An 18,306-nucleotide genomic window follows, 5' to 3' on the forward strand; every position below is an offset into this window, starting at 1 on the left:
GAAAAGGAATCTTTGGTGATTCTTTACACACGCTTGGCCAGCTTTTACTCTTATGGGGCACGTCAGTGGTCCTGACGAAACCGCCTGCCCGTGCCACCGTCGGTGGAGGGCTGAAGGAGTAGCGCTGCATCCCGGATCCATGAGGTCTCTGGACACAGGCACACGCTCCATAGGTGGCCTCGAAGGGGCAGACGGTCTTTGCCGATGCGGTCTTGTTGGAGCGCAGCGGTGACGGCGGCCCGCCCAATGCTCTGTGGAAAGGAGCGTTGCGGCTCGGGTGCGTGCCGCATCCGGTGACCGCTGGATGCGCGGGATCGCGCCCGGGGCCACGTGTGCCCGCCGGGAGAAGGACCGTTTGCCTGCGATGTCATCACGAAAGCCCCCTGCTGGCCCCTTCCCATACCCAACCCATTCGGACTGGGCGGAACACCTCTACGAAGCGATCGTCAACACCTGCGAGGCCGATGGCCTGGCGCCAGTTCCCCGGCGGGCCGTCATTGAAGGGTTGGCCCCAGCTCTGGGAGCGGGTGAGGCCAAGCGCGTCGTCGAGCGTCGCCGTGACGGCCGCCGAGTCCTGAGGGCCACCGCGTACCACGTCGAGGGACGCGGGACCAGCCACGCGCTCCTGCTGCTCAACGCCGCACTGCACGGCGCCGCGACACTGCCGTGGTCCCTGAACGACCGCACGCGCAGCGACTGGCTTCATCCGACGCCTGACAATTTCGCGCGACTCGAGGAACTCGTCGCTCAGGAGCGGACGGTGGCGCGCGCCAAGGCCGATCTGGGCAGGGCGAAGGCGGCGCAGCGCGGTCTGGCGCCGACCGCGACAGCGGCGGAGAAGGACGCGGCCGTGGCGGCGATCAAATCCGCCGAGGACGATCTCGCCCGAGCCCAGAAGGAACTGGCTGCCCGCACGCACGCGCTGGGAGGGCGGCGCCCGCTGCCGATGGTACGCGCCGCGATGGAGGACGGCATCTCCCGGGCCGCTCTCGCGTCTGCCCAGGTCCCCTCCGACATGGCGGCGGCCATTCAGCGGTACGCCGTGGAGAGGCTGCGCGCCCGCGGCCGCCTGCGGTCCTACGATCTCGTGGAGTCTCTGGTGCAGGAGGGTCAGCGGGACTCCACGGTGGTCGTGCTGCAGCAGGTTCCAATGGTCGACCGGGATGGGGAGAACTTCGACGCTTGGAGGCCGTTTCAGGTCACGGGCAACAACCGGTGCGACTGCCGGCTGCAGATCTTCGGGCTGGAGGCCGAGCAGCTGCTCACCGGAGTCCCGCAGCCGCACCTGCTGTTGCCCGACGAGACGGAAAACCGGCGGCTGGTCCTGCGCGGACTCGGCGAGATTCTGCGACGCGTCAGCGCCCGACTCAACGCCGAGTACAACGACCCCGAGCGCGATCCGGAAGGCAAGGCCGAACGAGCGAAGCGGATCGCTCAGGTCCCTGCCCGTGTCGTGGTAGGTGCATCGACGCCCGAGCGGCTCGAAGCGGCGCTACGCGACCTGAACGTGCACGACCACCTGCGCGGCCAGCTCGTCTACGGCGACGGGGACCGCGGCTTGGGCCTCTGGTCGACCCTCGTCAAGGCATACCAAGGTGAAGGGCTGCTGGGCGAGATCCTTACCAAGGAGGTCACGGGGGGCCGGATCACGGCCGACGCCCTCGACGAGTCGGGCATCGCCGATGCGCTGGTCGGTGCCGCGCCATTGGACCCGCTCGCCGTTCTGCTGTCGCCGGGCGAGGAGATCACCCAGCTGACGTTGCGTGACATGGCCATCCGATGCACCACCCTCCTGCTCTTCCCCCCGATTCCGCCGCGCCCCGAAGGGCTGCCCGCACGCGCCCACATGCCCACTGGCCGGTACTGGCCGATCGTGCGCAAAACCCTGCAGGAGGCGCCCTGGAGCCAGCAGAGCGGGCCGAAAGCCAAGCGCCGTACCGAAGTGTGGGCGGCCGTGGTTGCCCAGCACTTCGTGTACCGGGGCAACCTGCTGGCGATGGACGGGGCATTCAGCGCCGGCGATGTTCAGTTCGGCGCTCCGCCTGACCCTCGCAGCCTCTCCTCCCTGCGCGCCGCCTGCCGTGAAGGGGACCCGGCGGCATGGGACACGCTGGTACGGCGTCACCTATTGTCCGGACTCGTCAACGCGCCTGAGCCCTTCGTCACCTCGGGCCAGGGCTCGGAGCGGAGCGCGGACCGCAAGGGCGTACGGCGCACCCCGACGAATGCGATCCTCGCGCTGGTGCGTGCCTTCACCAGCCCTCCGCCCGGCGTCACTAGGGAGCTGCTGTTGGCGTTCGCCTCCTCGGTGCTGGAAGCGCCCGAAGCCGTGACTGGAGTCGGCGGCATGCCACCCGGAACGTTCTGGGCACCGGACGCGCACGGTAACCCACAAGAAGGTGTCCTGGCCGATAAGGCGTGGTACGACTCCATGTTCCCCAAAATTGCCGGCGACCAGGGAAAACCGCCTCGTCAGACGAGTCCCACATCGGACGACCAACTCTCCGACCAGCCGGACGAGCTTTCCGACCAGCCGGACGAGACGTCCAAGGAGGTCGAGGAGGAGGTCGAGGAAGACGCGTTCACCCGAATGACACGCCTGCGCGGCGAGCTACCGGGCCAGCTAGAACAGGGCCGAGAGGGCGTGAAGACCGCGGTGGACGATCTCGGCGCCTTGGTCGAACTCATCCGGGACGCGGTGGCCGCGCGCCGCGAAGCCGGGGCCCCCGAAGAGCCCAGCCAAGTGCAGAAGGCGTACGTCACGGAGTTGACGGCCGCCAAGGAGCAGAGCGCGCGGGTTGCCTCCCTGCTGGACGATGCCATCGTGGCAGTGATGCAGCTGTGACGCGTGGCTGCTGCCCAGAACCGACCCCAGGACCGCTGGTGACTCCCTGGACGCTGTCCCTGGTGTGGACCGCGATGGGGCCCCTTGTCCAGGGCCAATGGCCCGAGCCGTACAGCCTTGCCCGCGAGCACCGTCACAGGACCCTGAATGTGCTCGACGACGTGCTGGCGGGCCTCTACCTGGCGGTCGACAGCGACGGGAGACTGCGCTGGCTTGGCAAGGCCCACCGTAACGGCGGAGTCGGGGCACGTCTTCGCGAGCACCTGGCGCATCCGGAACGCGCCCGCGTCTACTCTGAACTCTTCGTCGTCGCCGCAGACCCCTTCGGCCCCTCCAAGGCGCTCACAGCCGCCGAGGGCAAGGCCGCAGACCTGCTCGCCCTCCGGGGTCGGATGGGATCGCGCACCTGGCCCTCAAGTGAGGGCTGGCTTACCCTCCTCACCTCGTACTCCGCGCCTGGGCTCGGTCAGCAGCGCAATACCGGCGCATCCCGTTGATGAGCTTCGCTCGCGGTCCTGGCACTTAAATCCTGCGATAGAGCGCAGATGACACCAGTGTCGTTCCTGTGCTTGGCTCTCAGCCATACGCTCCGAGCGCCAAGCACATGCGAATCAAGATCGGCTATTGTGCGAGCTGGGCATCCTTGATCAGTGGCTGTGCTGAGGAGCCTTGGCCCCTCCAGGGCACGGTTCGTATGCTTTCCGCTGCATCAGGCAGCGTCGGTGGGTACATGGAGACGCAGGTTCGGGATATACGCGGGATGATCTTGCATGATCCGAGCACCACATAAGCTGTTTCCCCAGTTCAGGGCGCCCGAACAGGCGGAGGAACTCCCACTCTCCTAATGCGAGCCCTCTTGTTAGGGTCAAGGACACCTGCGAGTCGAACGCTGAACCCGCGATCTATGAGGTGATCGTTGGTTGTAAGCCACCACCCGGCGCCGGTGATCCGGATACGCAGACTCGCGCTGTAACGGAGTGTGCATGGGCAGTGGCCTGCCGGAAAGAGATGCAGCGCGTTAGGGAGCGCGATCTTGTCCGTTCTTTTGCCTGCCATCATGTCCGGATCCGTGCCTGGCGGCAGGTATTTAGAGGGTGACACGGACCAGGTGGCTCGATGATCGGGCCACATCACCATGACACGACCCAAGCACATAACCCTTCGACGTCCGTTGTTCACCACGCCGATCAGGCCCAGCAGCCTCACCCGAAAAAGGCCGTGGCATACGCCGCCAGGAGGCTCGTCTGAGCTACCTCAACGCGATCAAGGACTTGCTGAGCACCTCAGATCAGGGGCCGTCACGAGTTGGGGCTTGTTCTTGCTTCTCCGCCGTGTGCCGCCATCCCCGAGCGCACAACCTCCCGCTTCACGGTGGCACCCTCGACGGGCTGCTCAGCAGCGTCACGGCGCCTCACAGCGTCGTGCGATAGGTGGCTCCCGTAGCGACGATCGAATCGGGCTTGAGTGCTGCCGCCGAGGTGGGTGTCGATACGCCGTGCCCGGCACGGCGCTCGGGGCAGTGGGCGATGGTGAGCATCACGCTCACCCGATTACCTGCACCGCTGCGGCCGTGCCGGGCGGGCTCACGTCAGTCGCGCATCCTTCTCGGCTTGGAGGCCGGCGAAGAGGCGTGGGCTGACGTTGACCGAGATCCAGCAACTGCCGGCTGTGGTCGACGTGGTCACTGCGGGACGGGCGCTCGGATTTGGACGCACTGATCGACCCCAACCCCGCCGCCGTGCTGGAGATGCCGCCCAAGACCCGGCCCAAGCCCCTGGTGTAGGACCGAGGATCGGGTCCGCGCCTGGCAGGACGACTCCGCGAACACCGACATCTGAAGAAGAAGCGCCGGGGCGGCAGGCGGGTGGACCCGATCGACGCCTACACCAGCACCCCACGCCCCTCCCCCGTCATGGTTTGGACGCCCGCCCAGACCCGGCTGTTCCTGGAAGAGGCCCAGCGGCATCGGCTGTTCGCCCTCTACCGGCTCATCGCCCTACGCGGACTGCGCCGCGGCGAGGCGTGCGGGCTCCGGTGGAAGGAGCTCGACCTGGACGCCCGCACCCTGACCGTGAACTGGCAACTGGTGCAACTGACCTGGCAGATCCGCGAAGGCCCCCCGAAAACCGACGCTTCCATACGGACCATCGCCCTGGACGCCGACACCGCCACGATGCTGCGCGCCCACCGGGCAACGACAACTACAGCAACGACTGGCCGCAGGGGAGGCGTGGGCCGACACCGGGTTTGTCTTCACTCAGCCCGACGGCAGCCGGCTCCATCCGCAACACGTCTCCGACCAATTCCTGTGGCTCGCTTGCCTGGCCGGTCTGCCGCCCATCCGGCTGCACGACCTGCGCCACGGCGCCGCCTCCCTCATGCTGGCAGCCGGGGTGGAGATGAAGGTGGTGCAGGAAACGCTCGGCCACACCTCCAGCGCCTTCACCGCCGACACCTACACCTCCGTCTACCCCCAGGTCGCCAGGCCCCGGCCGAGAAGACCGCCGCTCTGCTGTCCAGCGAAGAAGACCAGACCGCGGCAATCGAACCCGGCCCGCCAGCCGGACCGCGCTCCCCGAACCGGCCGGTAATCGCGCTGTCCCTGTTCAGGAGCTCTCGCTGCTCAGAGCAGATCTGCCCCAGGCAGATCGTGTCGACGCCGGTCCGGATCGCCTCACAAAATGGACGCATGAGCGAAGAATCGAAACTTCCGCTGTTCAACCCACGAATGAGACGCGAACTCTATGAGCAGCGTGTTCTCGTTCTCGACGGCCCTCTCGACGACGACAATGGGACACTGCTGACCACCCAGCTGATGGCACTCGCCACGCAGGATGCGTCGTCCGATATCGCCTTGTGGATTCATTCCCCAGGTGGCTCGGTCCCGTCGATGCTTGCGATCCGCGACATCATGCGCCTCATTCCCTGTGACGTATCGACCCTCGTCCTGGGTATCGCTTACAGTGCCGGGCAGTTCTTGCTGTCGTCGGGGGCCCGTGGGAAGCGCCGCGCTCTACCGCACTCACGAGTCCTGATGCACCAAGGCTCGGCGGGAATCGGTGGCACCGCGGTCGACATCGAACTGCAGGCCGGCGACCTTCGGCATACGCGCGACACGGTGCTCGGTCTGATTGCCGAGGACACAGGTCAGCCTGTCGAGCGCATATTCGAGGATTCTCTGCACGATCGTTGGTACACGGCACAGGAAGCACTGGACTACGGCTTCATCGACGCCATCGTGCAGAACTTCGACGAAATCGCGCCACAAAACCGCCCACGGCTCGGATTCGGCGTCACCCAAGGAGTCGGCCAGTGACCACATATACGATCCCGAACGTCATCGCCTCGAACCCTCGTGGCGAGCGGATCATGGATGTCTACTCGCACCTGCTCACCGAGCGGATCGTCTACCTGGGCACCGCAATCGACGCGGGCGTCGCAAATGCTCTCATCGCGCAGCTGATTTTTCTGGAATCAGACAACCCCGAGGCGGAGATCCAGTTCTATATCAACTGCGAAGGCGGAGACCCGAGCGCGATGCTCGCGATCTACGACACCATGCGCCATATCCGCCCGCGGGTTTCGACGACCTGTGTGGGACAGGCCGTCGCGGTAGGGGCCGTACTTCTCGCCGCGGGCGCCGAAGGCAAACGTGCCGCTCTCCCACACGCACGGATCATTCTGCACCAGCCGGCAGCCCAGGGGCGCGGAGCGATCCCCGATCTCATCTTGCAGGCCGACGAGGTCGTACGTGTCCGGGCGGACATCGAGCGCATACTTTCACGGCACACCGGCCAGACGATCGAGACCCTGCGCGCCGACACCGATCACGATCGCGTGTTCACCGCTACCGCGGCCTTGGAGTACGGGCTCCTCGATCAGATCATCGAGGAGCGTTCATAGGCCCGTGGACAATCCCGGCAAGCCGCGCTACGCGGCCAGAGCATACGCCGCCGAGCAGGTGGCACCTCTCGACGCGCCCTGCTGAGCAGGCCGCAAGCTCTCGGCAACGGCAAGGGTGAGATCGACCAGGGTCACATCCAGCGCCCCAGCGACCGCGGCGATCATTTCGCTCGACGGCTCCTTGACGCCTCGTTCGATCTCGGAGAGATATTGCGGCGAGACTCCGGCGCGGCTTGCCGTCTCGCTCAACTTCTCGCCCCGCTCATGGCGAAGCCCTCTCAAGCGCTCACCGAGCACCTGCCGCCACAGCGGCTCGCGAGCCGGAGACGGCTCGGGGGCGGTCCGATTGATCGCTGGACGCGACGGCAGGGATGAGGCCATACCTCACCATAGGTCGATGGCGCGTTCGAGTTCTGCCGGCTTCGCGCAGAGCAGAACCGTCTCCGCTTACCCTTGCCCAGCCTCAGGCCATTCGCGCGCTCACCGAGCGGTCGTCGCGGCGGCGACCACTCGGTGAAGCCGAAGACCAGCCACGTGAGCACCGCTTGCGCAGGTGGTGTTCCTTCATGATGAGGATCCGGTCGAGTCCTGCCGGAGCTGAGCCGCCGAACGCAGCAAACCCAGATCAAACCCTGTGACCCACTGTTCGGCTCCCACAGTCCAGAACAGTCGTGGATCTTTGAGATGCTGCGGCAGCACGCATCGCCGGGACGGGCGCTTTGCTGCTCGCCATCGCCGAATATGTCCTGGTACGCCAGCACCGGCCGGCTGACGTGCGGGTGCGCGCAGGCGGGGTCCTGGCACGAGATCACGTGGACGGCGCCGGTCCTGCTGTCCATCCGCGCGAGCACCGGACGGTCGCCGGCGCCGACCGCGACGGACAGGGTCTGCGGCTCGGAACGGTAACCTCCCGAGGGGACCCGCGCCACCTCCCGGGTCACCGGGCGTGAACAGCCGGGGTCCTCGCAGGAGACCAAGGAGATCACGTCGTCGTACTGCCTGTCCCCTCGATCGATCTCCACCTGGTCGGCGATGGCGACGACCAGCCCGCCGCCGGGGCGGACGGATAGAGCCTGGGACAGGCCGCGGGGCAAGTCATGCCGCGGGATGAGTGGACTGCCCTCCCTTGGCAGGAGTGCACCCCTCCTGGTCACAGATCAGCAGCCCGAGACTCTCCCAGGAGTGCCACTTGGCGCGGTGCCACGTCCCACGAGGTCAGCACCATTCGGCCGTCCGGCAGCGCCGCCCCGACAGCGTCGACACCGAGGTCCTGGTCCACGCCCGCCTCGGCGAAGCGCAGGCGGGCCCGGCGACAGGTGTGGTCGGAGCACGCGAATATCGCGGACGGCTTCTGGAATCCGCGCCGTAGACCAGCGCGACCATCCCCGTGCCCAGCCCCAGGTACAGGCGCGCAGGCCTCCCCTGCCGAGCTTGGGGGCTCCGACGCCGTCGCCGAACGAGTCACGCCACGCGGCGGTGACGTCCGTCTCGCTGGTCTCCAGCCAGCCGAACGGGTTGACCGTCGCGACGCCGCCGTACACGAGGCCGGGCAGCACCAGCGCGGGCAGCACGAACGGGAACCGGAGCTGGCGGCGGCGGCCCGCCGCGGGCAGGCCCGCCAGGATCCGGTCGAACTCCTCGGCCGAGACCGGGTCCGGCCGCGGTGCCAGCCGGTGCAGGAACTGGCGGGTGACCACGCTCGCCTGGAAGGTCGTGCCGGCCAGGGCCAGTACGCCGCCCGCCAGGCCCGAGGCGTACATGAAGGTTGGGCCGTGCAGCCCTGCCACGGCCGCGTCCAGGGCTTGGAAGACGGCGCCCGGGATGACGTACACGCCGCAGGCGAGGGTGAACGCGCTGGACGGCCCGTGCCCGATCACCAGGTCGTAGCCGCGTCCGACGGCGGCCGGTGCAGAGCGGCCCTCCAGCACGATGGCGGGCACGGCCAGCAGCGCCGGCATGGTGAACAGCGCCAGCCCTGCGAACACGAACACCGCCGGGACCAGGCTCCCGGTCACCAGCAGCGCCCCGAATCCGGCCGCTGCCACCAGGGCGTACACGGGCACCGCCAGCAACACCAACAGCAACATGGAGGGCAGCCGCCGCAGGGCCACCCGCAGCGCCCTGCGCGCGCGTATGGGCGGCCCGCCCGCCTGCAGCCCCGCCGCGATCACCACGGTCGCGGGGAACACCACCGCCTGCGCCACGGTGAACACCACCAGCACCGCTCTAGACGAGCTGGTGGCGCGGCTCGGCCCCGTAGACCTCCAGCTCGTCGTTCCGCACCACGGCCGAGCCGCTGAGCAGCGGCAGCAGCGCCGACGCGGCGATCAGGGCCAGCGGCAGGAACACCACCGCGGCCTCGTCACCAGCGGCACCAGGTGCCTTGCAGCGGTCAGGTAGGCGCGCACGACGACGAGCGGGCGCCGCAGCCGCGCCCCGGCATCCAGGGCATCCAGGGTGTCCACGGGTCGTCACTGTCACAGCCCTGGTGATCGTTCGCTGCTCTCCGGCGGAAAAGGGTCTGCCGGGTCGCGGTCCTGCGCCCGCGGAGGCCGACAGAATCGTACGCTCCTGGTACGTCCCACGGCAGCATGGTCACATGCGGTATCGACGCTCGGGACGGCGGATGGCTGTGCTCGAATCACGATTTCACTGGTCTGCCACAGCGTCCTCGAGGGGCCCGACTTCTACAAGAGCACCCGCATCTGAAGAGCGGGACCGCCTTGGAAGACCCCCGCCCGGAGTACCGCTTCCACCAGTGCAAACACCCGCCCAGCGATAGACAATGGAAGGTCCTTGCTGAGGAGCAAATGCAGGCAGAACAATAATCACATTTGGCCCGTTGATAGCGAAACCGGACACTGTTCGACTCGAGCTCTCCTAAAGCGGGTGCCGCAGGTTCGAATCCTGCCGAGGGCACGCGTCTGACCAGGCGTTTTGGCCCCTGACCTGCGGTTTCACGGCCGCAGGTCATTTGCTTTGTGGACCTTCATAGGCAGCCGAGAGCGCCCGAACGCAGCCGTAGGACCATGATCCGGGGACATAGTCGGAATGATCTTGGCGGCGTTTTCCCAGGTCAGACACCGATTCGGAGGCCGTCTTGGTGTCTAACCATCCCCACGGGTGCCACGGGCTGCGGATGTGGAACCGTCACGGCGACCATCCACAACTCGAAATGCCCGAAACTACCGACATCGAATGCAGCGCCGCGTCAAGATCGTCACCGGTTGCGCTTGGGCAGAGATCAGCCGGATCACGCGATCCCTTCGCGGTAGGACTACCTGGACCGGCACTCACCGGGCCCCTTTCCCAGGAGCCGATGCGCATCGACGAAGCGGGGCCAGGTCGATAGCTGGCTGGAGACCGCGTTCGTGCCGGGCAGGTTGGAGCGCACGATCGCGGCGATGGCCGAGCAGGCAATCGACTGACCGACGTTACGAGCTGGAGGGTTGAATCCCGACGAAGTAGCGCCGGTGAACCGTGGTTTCGAACCAGTTGACGTCCAGCCGGTGCCCTGCCAACGTGAACGCGAGTTCCAGGAAGGCCCCCTGCCGTTCGTCATAAGGATGCGGCGGGAACAGCGGCAGGTCCTCCAGATGGTCGTCGAGACCGTGGAGATCCTCACCTCCGGCGAATCGAAGGCCGCCGCTGTCGACCACGGTCAGGACCCGACCGTCGACCGCCCGCCGAAGGCTAAGCCGCGTGTTCAGGTTGGCGAACAGGTTGAGGACCTCGACCCCATCGGCTGAGATCTGCTCGATCTTCACCTTGCCATGCCAGCCCAGAGCCTCCATCACGACGAAGCGGTCACCCGCGTGTCCACACACGATCATGTGCGGCGCATAGCCATGCAATGGACTCGCCGAGATGCCTCGCCTACTGCCACAGGACGCGATCATTCATAGCCTACTCTGTTACGGCTCATCACAGAATAGGCCGACAAAAGTCGAAGCCCACTCCACCGACAAGCCGCCAGCTAGAAACGAACGAGTCAGAAATATATCGGATTGCCCCTCCTCCACCAGCCTCTCAAGAACTTCGAGCTTCGTCTGAGCCCGCTTTCTGTCCTCATCATTACTTCGCGCCGAGATAGTACGCCACGCTTTCAACAGGACACGTTCGGCAGACGGGACCACAATGTACTCCGGCCCCACGGGAAGGCGCTGCAAGCGGAGATCGATACCTCCTCGGAAATCTACATCACGCAGCCGTGCAGCAGAGAAGTCATTTCCTATAAAAGCGTTGCGCTCTCTTAGTGCAAAGCCAAAACTGGGGCGTGCTGTGAATATAACCGCAGCTAGATCGCCACTGAAACGACAGTCAGTAAACTGCGAGTCGATGAAGCGGTAATCCTTGATCACTACGCCGAGAAATGAACAGCGTACGAAGTTTGCCCTGCCTGCACCACCGCCTTTGATAGACATATGGTCGAAGGTGCACTCCACGTAGGTCGTCGGCTCCGCCCCACTACCAAATGTGGGTGGACCTACAGGCCGGATTCCACTGAAATCGCAACGCGTTAGTGTACTTCCTACACCGATATCGAGATAGCGAGGACGCGCTCCAGAGAAATCAGCGCCTTCGAGGGTTACTGCATGCAAGATCAGCTCATCGTTCACAAGCATAGTCGATCACTACCTAGTCATCAATCTCGATGTCCGAGCTTCAAGCGATAGGCCGAGCTCATAGCAGTCTAGCTCCTACTTTCTAGATGTACCACCACCTCTGGATATTCTTTGAAGAACCGTATTGTTGGGGAATTTATTTAGAAGCACATATCCAGCCCTCATGTAAGCTCCTTTTCTGGTCAACTTGTGCCTAAAATAGCTAGAAATTGTGCTGAGTTCAATATTGAATCCAGTTGCCCTATGAAGAAAATCAGGATTGCCGCCTCCCTTGGGAGCGGTTCGACGATATTCGTACTCGCCGGGGTGTTTCACTTGCAAGTTAGCCCATACGGCTTCATGAAATGCTCGCCCGAGAACCTGGTAGGCCCTACAGAAATGCTCATTTTTTATGTGATTACGGATCCATTCAAAGATGGCGTTGGCCAGTTCTTCTCGGTTTTCCAGATTTCGGCACCGAGGAGTTCGAGCTGCATCGTTCCCGAGCACGATTACCATCATCGCATTGACGTAGCAATCGCCCACTGTTCCCATGGATCCGAGCAGGCGCGCATCTCGCAGCCGCTTGCCAAAGGCCCATGATGTATATTGCGTGCCGTGATCGGATTGCAGAATGGTCGAGCGGGCGTCCGGCTTCCGCCGGGCCACGGCCATCGCTAATGCGTTCACCACGAGATCCTGTCGTACGTCGATGGACCAGCCGATGACGCGTCGTGAATAGGCGTCCATGACGGCGGCGCAGTACACCTTTCCTTCGCCGGTGGGATGCTCGGAGATGTCGGTCAGCCAGAGCCGATCGGGCGCCTCGACGTCGAAGCGGCGCTGCACCAGGTCTCCTCGGTGGCCTGGTTGACCAGGTTGCGGCGGCCCTAACGCCGGTAGACACCCTGCAGGCCAGCCGCGCGCATGAGCCGCTCTACGCGCTTGCGGTTGACCTTCTCGCCCAGCCCGAGCGCGAGCTCGGCGTGCACCCGCGGCGAGCCGTAACTGCCGCGCGAGTCGGCATGTATCTGCCGGACCCTTTTGGTGAGTTCCTTATTACGGAGTTCACGCGGTGGCTCTGGCCGGCCGAGCCACTCGTAATATCCCGAGGTCGACACTTGGAGCACTCGCAGGCCACCGCGACCGGAATACGGTCGTCGGCGAGTTCACGGACCAGCGAGTGCATTACTTTGGGAGGACGTTCTCGGGCGAAGTACGCCGCCGCCCGCTTGAGGATGTCGTTCTCCATCTCCAGCTGCTTATTGCGGCGGCGCAGCTCGGCGAGTTCCTTCTTCTCCGCGCTGGCCAGCCGGTCACCGGTGCCGGCGTTTTCATCGGCGTCGGCTTGTCGCAGCCAGTTCTGCAGACACGACCGGCTGACGCCCAGGTTCTTGGCGAGTTGGAGGAGCGGTTTGTCACCTTGGCGCGCGAGCTCGACCGCGCGACGCCGGAACTCCGGAGGGTGTGGCGAGGGCATGAAGGACGTCCTTGCTGATGATCAAGGGTGACCTCAGGTCAAGTGTCCGGAGAACGGGGGGAAGCTCATGTGGTGATTGATGCGGATCTCGCCCGTCGGGTTCGTGACCGTTCCGGTTGAGTGGCCGGTCGTGTTGCGCTAGGGGCGAGACCGAGGAGCACTTTGACAAGTACCAGTTCGAGGCCGATCCGGCGCTTCTGGATGAGTTGGCGTCAGGGATGGTTCACTGGTGCCCGAGGGGACCGAGGTGTTGGCCGGCCTGGAGATGGGCGGCATCGCGGTGGTCACGGCGCTGGGGCGGCGCACTGGCTGGCCCTGCGCGTTTGTGCGCAAGACAGCGAAGTCCTGTGGCACTGCCCGGCTGGCCGAGGGCGCCGACGTCAAGGGACCGGGCGTCCTGGTCGTTGAGGACAGGGCTGACTGATCTCGCGACGTCACCCGTGGTTGTCTTCAACGGGTCAGGGGGTGACGCCGGCTGACTTCAGGACGGTGGCGAGGTGGTGGATGCCTTCTTCGATGTGGTGGGGCGTGAGTCTGCTGTAGCCCATCACGAGGGCCGGGTGTTGGGCCGGCGCCGGGCTGGACCGGTAGCGGTCAAGGGGCTGTATGAGGATGCCGTGCCGGGCGGCGGTGGCGGCGAGGTGGGTCGCGTCCATGCTGTCGGCCAACTTGACCAGGACATGCAGGCCCGCGGAGATGCCGGTCGCATGGTAGGCGGGCCAGTGCCGGCACAGGGCCGCGATGAGCGCGTCGCGTCGCTGGCGGTAGTTGCGACGGGTGCGCCGCAGGTGCCGGTCGAGGTCGCCGCGCTGGATGAACTCGGCGACGGTGGCCTGGATGATCGAGGTGGTGAACCGGTCGCTGCGCGCGCGGGCGGCGACCACCTCCTCGCGTAGCGCCGGGGGAACGATCAGCCAGCCGAGCCGCAGCCCGGGGGCCAGGCTCTTGGACAGGCTACCGGCGTGGACGACATGATCGGGCGCGACCCCTTGGAGGGCGCCGACGGGTTGGCGGTCGTAGCGGTATTCGGCGTCGTAGTCGTCCTCGATGACGTACGAGCCGCTGGTGCGGGCCCAGTCGAGCAGGCTGATCCGCCGGCTGGCCGAGAGCACCACACCGGTCGGGTACTGGTGGGCGGGTGTGACGAGCACCGCGCCCGCCCCTGACGCGGTCAGCCGGTCCACTCGCAGGCCCTCGTCGTCGACCTCGATGGGGTGGCAGCTGGCGCCGGCCCATTCGATCTGCTCCCGCCAGTTGGGGTGGCCGGGATTCTCAACGGCGATGCCCCGCTTGGCGAGCACCCGGGCCAGCAGGCTCAACCCGTGCGAGAAGCCGTTGCACACCACGATGTCGTCCGGTTCGCAGGACACACCGCGGACCCTGCCCAGGTAGTCGGCCAGCGTCTCGCGCAGCGCCGGGAGACCGGCCGGGTCGCTGTAGCCGAGTGATTGCTCGGGTAGGGACCGCATCGTCGTGCGGGTCGCGCGGGCCCAGGCCGCGTGCGGGAACAGGGCGACGTCCGGGGCTCCGGGCCGGAAGTCGTAGCGGGCGGAGGGCGGCGGCGGGCGGCGGCGCTGTGGTTCCTCGGGCGTGGTGATCGCGTTGACGACGGTGCCCCAGCCCTGTCGGGAGCTCAGGTAGCCCTCGGCGGTGAGCTGGTGATAGGCCGCGATGACGACACCGCGGGTGATCTGGAGGTCCGCGGCCAGCGCCCGGGAGGACGGCAGCCGGACGCCAGGGCGCAGCCGGCCCGCCCTGATGGCGTCACGCAGGCTCCGCTCCAGTTGGGCGCGCAGGCCACGGGGACGGGAGCGGTCGATCTCCACGAACAACTCAGGCGAACTGGTACTCATAACTCGTTCAGAATTGGGTCTCTTATCAGCGCCACTCTATCCATACCGTGGGGCCATGGCACGGCATGCGTATTCAGCGTCCTCAAGGGCGCCGCGGCACGAAGAGGTGTTCGCACCCAGCGACAGCGGCGACTCCCTCAACGACGCGACCGGCACCCGTCAACGGCTTCGCCCTCACCCGGCGACGTCCACCGGGTCGCCACCAGCGGCGACCGCACCGCCATCCCGATCCACGGGTACGGGACGGATCTGTCCCGCCTGGGATCCAGCTCGCTGCGCCACTACGACCATCCGGTAAGGCCGTGATCACCCGGAGGCCGCACCACCGCGGCAGCCAGAGGCCAACCATCCACAAGCAGATCGCAGGAGATGACCGATGAACAACACCGAGCCGCCGCCCGCGACCGGAATAGTGCTCTGGGGCTTCACGATGACCCTCAACGGGTTCGTGGCCGGACCACGCCACGAGATGGACTGGATGACCGGTTTCTCCGCCCGACCGGGCGTGATCGACGAGTTGATCGAGTCCACCGGCGCCGTGCTGGCAGGCCGTGACGGCTTCGACAGCGCCATCGGCGACTCACGGCCCTGGGGTGGGGCATGGGAAGGGCCGATCTTCGTCCTGACCCACCATCCCGAGGACGCGCCGCCCACCCCGGACATCACGTTCCTGTCCTGCCCAGTTCAGGAGGCGGTCCAAATCGGACTGGAGGCAGCAGCAGGCAAGAATCTCGCGGTGTTCTCGCCGAACATCGGCACCCAGCTCCTGGAGCTGGGGCTGATCGACGAGATCGACATCCACATCGCACCGGTTCTGCTCGGCGAGGGGATTCGGCTCTACCACAACCCCGGCAGAACACCGGTCCGCCTCCACCGGCTCGACAGTGACGATCCCACCCTGGCCGCCCGGGTCCGGTACCGACCCACCACAACGGCGAACATCCCCGGACCAGCTGGGTAACTGAGCGATAGCAGTTGACGGCAGGGCGTTTCGCACCGCGACGGAACAGTCCGCCGAACGCCTGCTCACCGCTTCCAGCCAGAATCTCCGAGCAGTGGTTAACGACCGCGACGAACAGCGACTTCGTGTCGGGAAAAGCCGGTAGAGGTACGCCTGAGAGATCCCGGCAGCCTTGGCGACCTCGACCTCGGTCGTGGAGGTGCCGTAGTAGCCGCCTGCAGCGAAGGGTGCAGCTCTTCTTAAGTGAGTCTCTGACCTGGGCCTTTGCAGACACGACTGTTTGATCCGGGAACCGCCTTTTACTGTGAGTACAGAGGTGTGAGGTGGTGGTGACGGTGGGCTCGTTACTCGAGGAACTGGCGCTGCGTGAAGCTGTGGCCCGGCAGCGGATCGAGGGAGATCCGCGAGCAGATCGCCGCGCTGACGTCACGACTGGAGGACGAGCAGGACCGGTTGTCACGGCTGACGATCGCGCGGGAGACCGTCGAGAAGATCCTGGGCGAGGCGGCACGGCTACTCGATGAGCCCGAAGGGCAGGCCGAGGTCGCCGATACGGCCGGCACCGTCAACGCGGCGCCGCCACGGCCGCTGGTGCTCGGCGTGGTGACGGTGCCGCCATGGCAGCCTGGCATGGACGCGGCGGTGCTGCCGCGCGCGTACCGGGATGCGGTGGAGATCATGGCCGATGCCGGGCGGGCGATACGGGCCGGGCAGATCGCGGTGGCGATGGGACTACCGGATGAGGCCGCCAAGCGGGAAGGGCTGCGGTCCAAGCTGAAGCGGCTGGTGGAACGCGGCTGGGCGAAGGAAGAAGGGCCGGGATTGTTCACGGTGACCGAGCCGGTGGCCCGCGAGGTGGCCCGGCAGGATGGCGCAGGGTCACGGGACGGCATCGCGTCGTCACCGGGCGGGTGATTGTGGCGGGGCCCTCCCGCCGTCAGGTTCGAAGGTGCCAACCAAACCGTTCCCGACGAAGGAAGAGCCCGTGCAGGCACCGTACGACACCGAACTCACCGCTGACGTCTTTGCCGAGGCGAAGAACACCTTCAACTGTCTCGTCGGACACCTCACCGATGCGGCGACCGGGACACTCACCCATGACCGGCTGGAGGAGACGATCGTCGAGCGGGGGCGTGAGCTGCAGCGCCTGCTGCTGCAGGCGCACCTTGACCTGCGAGCGCTGCGCGAGCGGCGGCAGGTGCACGGCGCCCGCCGGGACGGGACGGCCGCAGGGGTGATCGGGGCCGACGGGGTGCCGCGGCGGCGGGTGGAGATCGGGCATCGGCGGCTGCTGGCCACGCTCGTCGGGACGGTGACCGTGGCTCGGTGCGCGTGGCGCGCTCTGGGGGTGCGCAACGTGTATCCGGCGGACGCGGCGTTGTCGTTGCCGGTGGTGCGGCACTCGGCCGGGCTGGCCAAGCTCGCGGTCATCGAGACGGTGCGCGGCTCGTTCGACGCCGCTCTGGCGGCGCTCACGGCGCGCTGCGGCCAGGTGATCGGTAAGCGGCAGATCGAGCAGGTGGTGGCCCGGGCCGCGGCCGATGTCGATGCGTTCTACGCCGCGCGGCTCCCGGTGCCGTGCACGGCGTCCACGGTGCTGGTGCTCAGCGTGGACGGCAAGGGGATCGCCATGCGTCCCGAGGCGCTGCGGCCCGCGACGGCGAAGGCCGCCGCCCGCGCCCGGGCCACGTTCCGGACGCGGCTGGCGTCCGGGGAGAAACCGGCGCGCAAGCGGATGGCGACGCTGGGCGTGGTCTATGACGCCGAACCGGCGCCGCGGCGGCCGCATGATGTGATCGCCGTGCCGGGCGGGCGAGCCGGCCGGCGCAGGCCGCGGCCCCGGCCACGCGCGTTGCGCAAGTGGCTGTGCGGCTCGGTCATCACCGGCCCCGGCGCAATGATCGTCAAGGTCTTCGACCATGCCGAGGCCCGTGACCCCGGACGTGTCCGTCCCTGGGTCGTGCTCGTCGACGGGGCCCGCCACCAACTCGATCTGATCACCTGCGAAGCGGCCCGGCACGGCATCCGCGTCCACATCGTGATCGATTTCGTGCACGTGCTGGAGAAGTTGTGGGCTGCCGCGTGGAGCCTGCCTCCGCCCGCGGCGCCGGCCGCGGAGGACTGGGTCGCCGGCCACGCCGTGGCCCTGCTGGCCGGGCACACCGGCCAGGTCATCACCACGCTGACCGCGCAGGCCGCCACAGCCGGCGTCCAGCGCCGTGACGGCATCGACGCGTGCATCCGCTACCTGTCCAACAACGCCGGGCATCTGCGCTATGACCAGGCGCTGGAGGCGGGATGGCCGATCGAGACCGGGGTGGTTGAGGGCGCGTGCCGCCATCTGATCGCCGACAGGTTCGACCTAGCTGGGGCCCGGTGGGGGCTGGCCGGGGCCGAGGCGGTGCTGAAGCTCCGCGCGCTGACCGCCAACGGTCATCTGGAAGAGTGCTGGACTTTCCATCTCGCCCGGCAACACGAGCGCGTCCATCAGACCGGTTACCAGGACGGATACGCCCTTACGGCTTGATCACTTCAGTGTCGGGTAGCGGCGGCACGTTGCCGTGCCGCCGCCCCCTCAGAACCGGGCAAGCGGGCTTTCCCCGCACCACGGCTCAAGCAAGCCCCGAGGGCTCGGCGGGTGAGAATGTGGCCGGTCTCCT

Annotated in this window: 18 protein-coding genes and 1 pseudogene; 9 read left to right on the forward strand and 10 right to left on the reverse strand. The window is 66.6% G+C overall.

Annotation, left to right across the window (positions count from 1 at the left end; genetic code table 11):
• Positions 1-364 precede the first annotated feature (364 nt).
• Both E1292_RS13980 and E1292_RS13985 read left to right on the forward strand, forming a co-directional pair.
• The gene (locus E1292_RS13980; RefSeq protein WP_132595566.1) at positions 365-2,845 is read left to right on the forward strand and encodes a hypothetical protein; all 2,481 of its coding nucleotides are present in this window, start codon (positions 365-367) and stop codon (positions 2,843-2,845) included.
• Positions 2,846-2,994: 149 nt separating this feature from the next.
• Positions 2,995-3,342, forward strand: coding sequence for a hypothetical protein (locus E1292_RS13985; protein ID WP_132595567.1), 348 nt, complete (start codon positions 2,995-2,997; stop codon positions 3,340-3,342).
• Between the two features lie 914 nt (positions 3,343-4,256).
• Here E1292_RS13985 and E1292_RS54875 read toward each other — a convergent pair.
• Positions 4,257-4,391: a hypothetical protein gene (locus tag E1292_RS54875; protein ID WP_281284025.1), complete on the reverse strand. Its 135-nt coding sequence runs from the start codon at positions 4,389-4,391 to the stop codon at positions 4,257-4,259.
• 667 nt (positions 4,392-5,058) lie between these two features.
• Here E1292_RS54875 and E1292_RS55745 point away from each other — a divergent pair.
• From E1292_RS55745 to E1292_RS13995, 3 genes are all read left to right on the forward strand, one after another.
• A complete protein-coding gene (locus tag E1292_RS55745) occupies positions 5,059-5,436 on the forward strand; it encodes a tyrosine-type recombinase/integrase (protein WP_181958231.1) in 378 nt (125 codons plus the stop codon).
• Between the two features lie 98 nt (positions 5,437-5,534).
• Positions 5,535-6,161 (forward strand): ClpP family protease, encoded by a 627-nt coding sequence (locus E1292_RS51060; protein ID WP_165974524.1) that lies wholly within the window; start codon positions 5,535-5,537, stop codon positions 6,159-6,161.
• Entirely contained in the window at positions 6,158-6,748 is a 591-nt protein-coding gene (locus tag E1292_RS13995; protein WP_132595569.1) for a ClpP family protease, read from the forward strand. Before E1292_RS51060 ends, E1292_RS13995 begins: the two co-directional genes overlap by 4 nt.
• Positions 6,749-6,775: 27 nt before the next feature.
• Here the strand turns inward: E1292_RS13995 and E1292_RS14000 are convergent, their stop codons facing one another.
• The 8 genes and pseudogenes from E1292_RS14000 to E1292_RS55755 form a co-directional block, all read right to left on the reverse strand.
• Positions 6,776-7,129, reverse strand: coding sequence for a helix-turn-helix domain-containing protein (locus tag E1292_RS14000; RefSeq protein WP_132595570.1), 354 nt, complete (start codon positions 7,127-7,129; stop codon positions 6,776-6,778).
• Positions 7,130-7,905: 776 nt separating this feature from the next.
• The gene (locus tag E1292_RS14005; protein WP_132595571.1) at positions 7,906-8,970 is read right to left on the reverse strand and encodes a hypothetical protein; all 1,065 of its coding nucleotides are present in this window, start codon (positions 8,968-8,970) and stop codon (positions 7,906-7,908) included.
• 4 nt (positions 8,971-8,974) lie between these two features.
• Positions 8,975-9,100: a hypothetical protein gene (locus tag E1292_RS54880; protein WP_281284026.1), complete on the reverse strand. Its 126-nt coding sequence runs from the start codon at positions 9,098-9,100 to the stop codon at positions 8,975-8,977.
• 1,082 nt (positions 9,101-10,182) lie between these two features.
• On the reverse strand, positions 10,183-10,581 hold the full coding sequence (locus E1292_RS14010) for a hypothetical protein (RefSeq protein WP_132595572.1): 399 nt from the start codon (positions 10,579-10,581) through the stop codon (positions 10,183-10,185).
• Positions 10,582-10,662: 81 nt separating this feature from the next.
• Positions 10,663-11,367 (reverse strand): pentapeptide repeat-containing protein, encoded by a 705-nt coding sequence (locus E1292_RS14015; RefSeq protein WP_132595573.1) that lies wholly within the window; start codon positions 11,365-11,367, stop codon positions 10,663-10,665.
• Between the two features lie 81 nt (positions 11,368-11,448).
• Positions 11,449-12,201, reverse strand: a complete 753-nt coding sequence (locus E1292_RS14020) for a DDE-type integrase/transposase/recombinase (protein WP_165974525.1) — start codon at positions 12,199-12,201, stop codon at positions 11,449-11,451.
• A 41-nt stretch (positions 12,202-12,242) separates the two neighbouring features.
• Positions 12,243-12,482 (reverse strand): IS3 family transposase, encoded by a 240-nt coding sequence (locus tag E1292_RS55750; protein ID WP_369334338.1) that lies wholly within the window; start codon positions 12,480-12,482, stop codon positions 12,243-12,245.
• A gap of 143 nt (positions 12,483-12,625) precedes the next feature.
• Positions 12,626-12,832, reverse strand: a pseudogene (locus E1292_RS55755) (transposase); the annotation flags it as partial.
• Positions 12,833-13,061: 229 nt separating this feature from the next.
• On the opposite strand from E1292_RS55755, the gene E1292_RS52645 reads away from it, so the two are divergent.
• Complete coding sequence (locus E1292_RS52645; protein WP_220446813.1) at positions 13,062-13,256, forward strand: hypothetical protein; 195 nt, start codon at positions 13,062-13,064, stop codon at positions 13,254-13,256.
• A 34-nt stretch (positions 13,257-13,290) separates the two neighbouring features.
• On the opposite strand, the gene pdxR is transcribed toward E1292_RS52645, so the two are convergent.
• Entirely contained in the window at positions 13,291-14,685 is a 1,395-nt protein-coding gene (gene pdxR / locus E1292_RS14035; RefSeq protein WP_132595576.1) for a MocR-like pyridoxine biosynthesis transcription factor PdxR, read from the reverse strand.
• Positions 14,686-15,061: 376 nt separating this feature from the next.
• Between pdxR and E1292_RS14040 the strand changes: the two genes are divergently transcribed.
• From E1292_RS14040 to E1292_RS14055, 3 genes are all read left to right on the forward strand, one after another.
• Positions 15,062-15,646: a dihydrofolate reductase family protein gene (locus E1292_RS14040; RefSeq protein WP_132595577.1), complete on the forward strand. Its 585-nt coding sequence runs from the start codon at positions 15,062-15,064 to the stop codon at positions 15,644-15,646.
• A gap of 366 nt (positions 15,647-16,012) precedes the next feature.
• On the forward strand, positions 16,013-16,561 hold the full coding sequence (locus E1292_RS14050) for a hypothetical protein (protein WP_181958230.1): 549 nt from the start codon (positions 16,013-16,015) through the stop codon (positions 16,559-16,561).
• A 70-nt stretch (positions 16,562-16,631) separates the two neighbouring features.
• Positions 16,632-18,173, forward strand: coding sequence for an ISKra4 family transposase (locus E1292_RS14055; protein ID WP_165974526.1), 1,542 nt, complete (start codon positions 16,632-16,634; stop codon positions 18,171-18,173).
• The last annotated feature ends 133 nt before the right edge of the window (positions 18,174-18,306 follow it).

Source organism: Nonomuraea deserti, from assembly GCF_004348685.1.
Taxonomy (GTDB): Bacteria; Actinomycetota; Actinomycetes; order Streptosporangiales; family Streptosporangiaceae; genus Nonomuraea; species Nonomuraea deserti.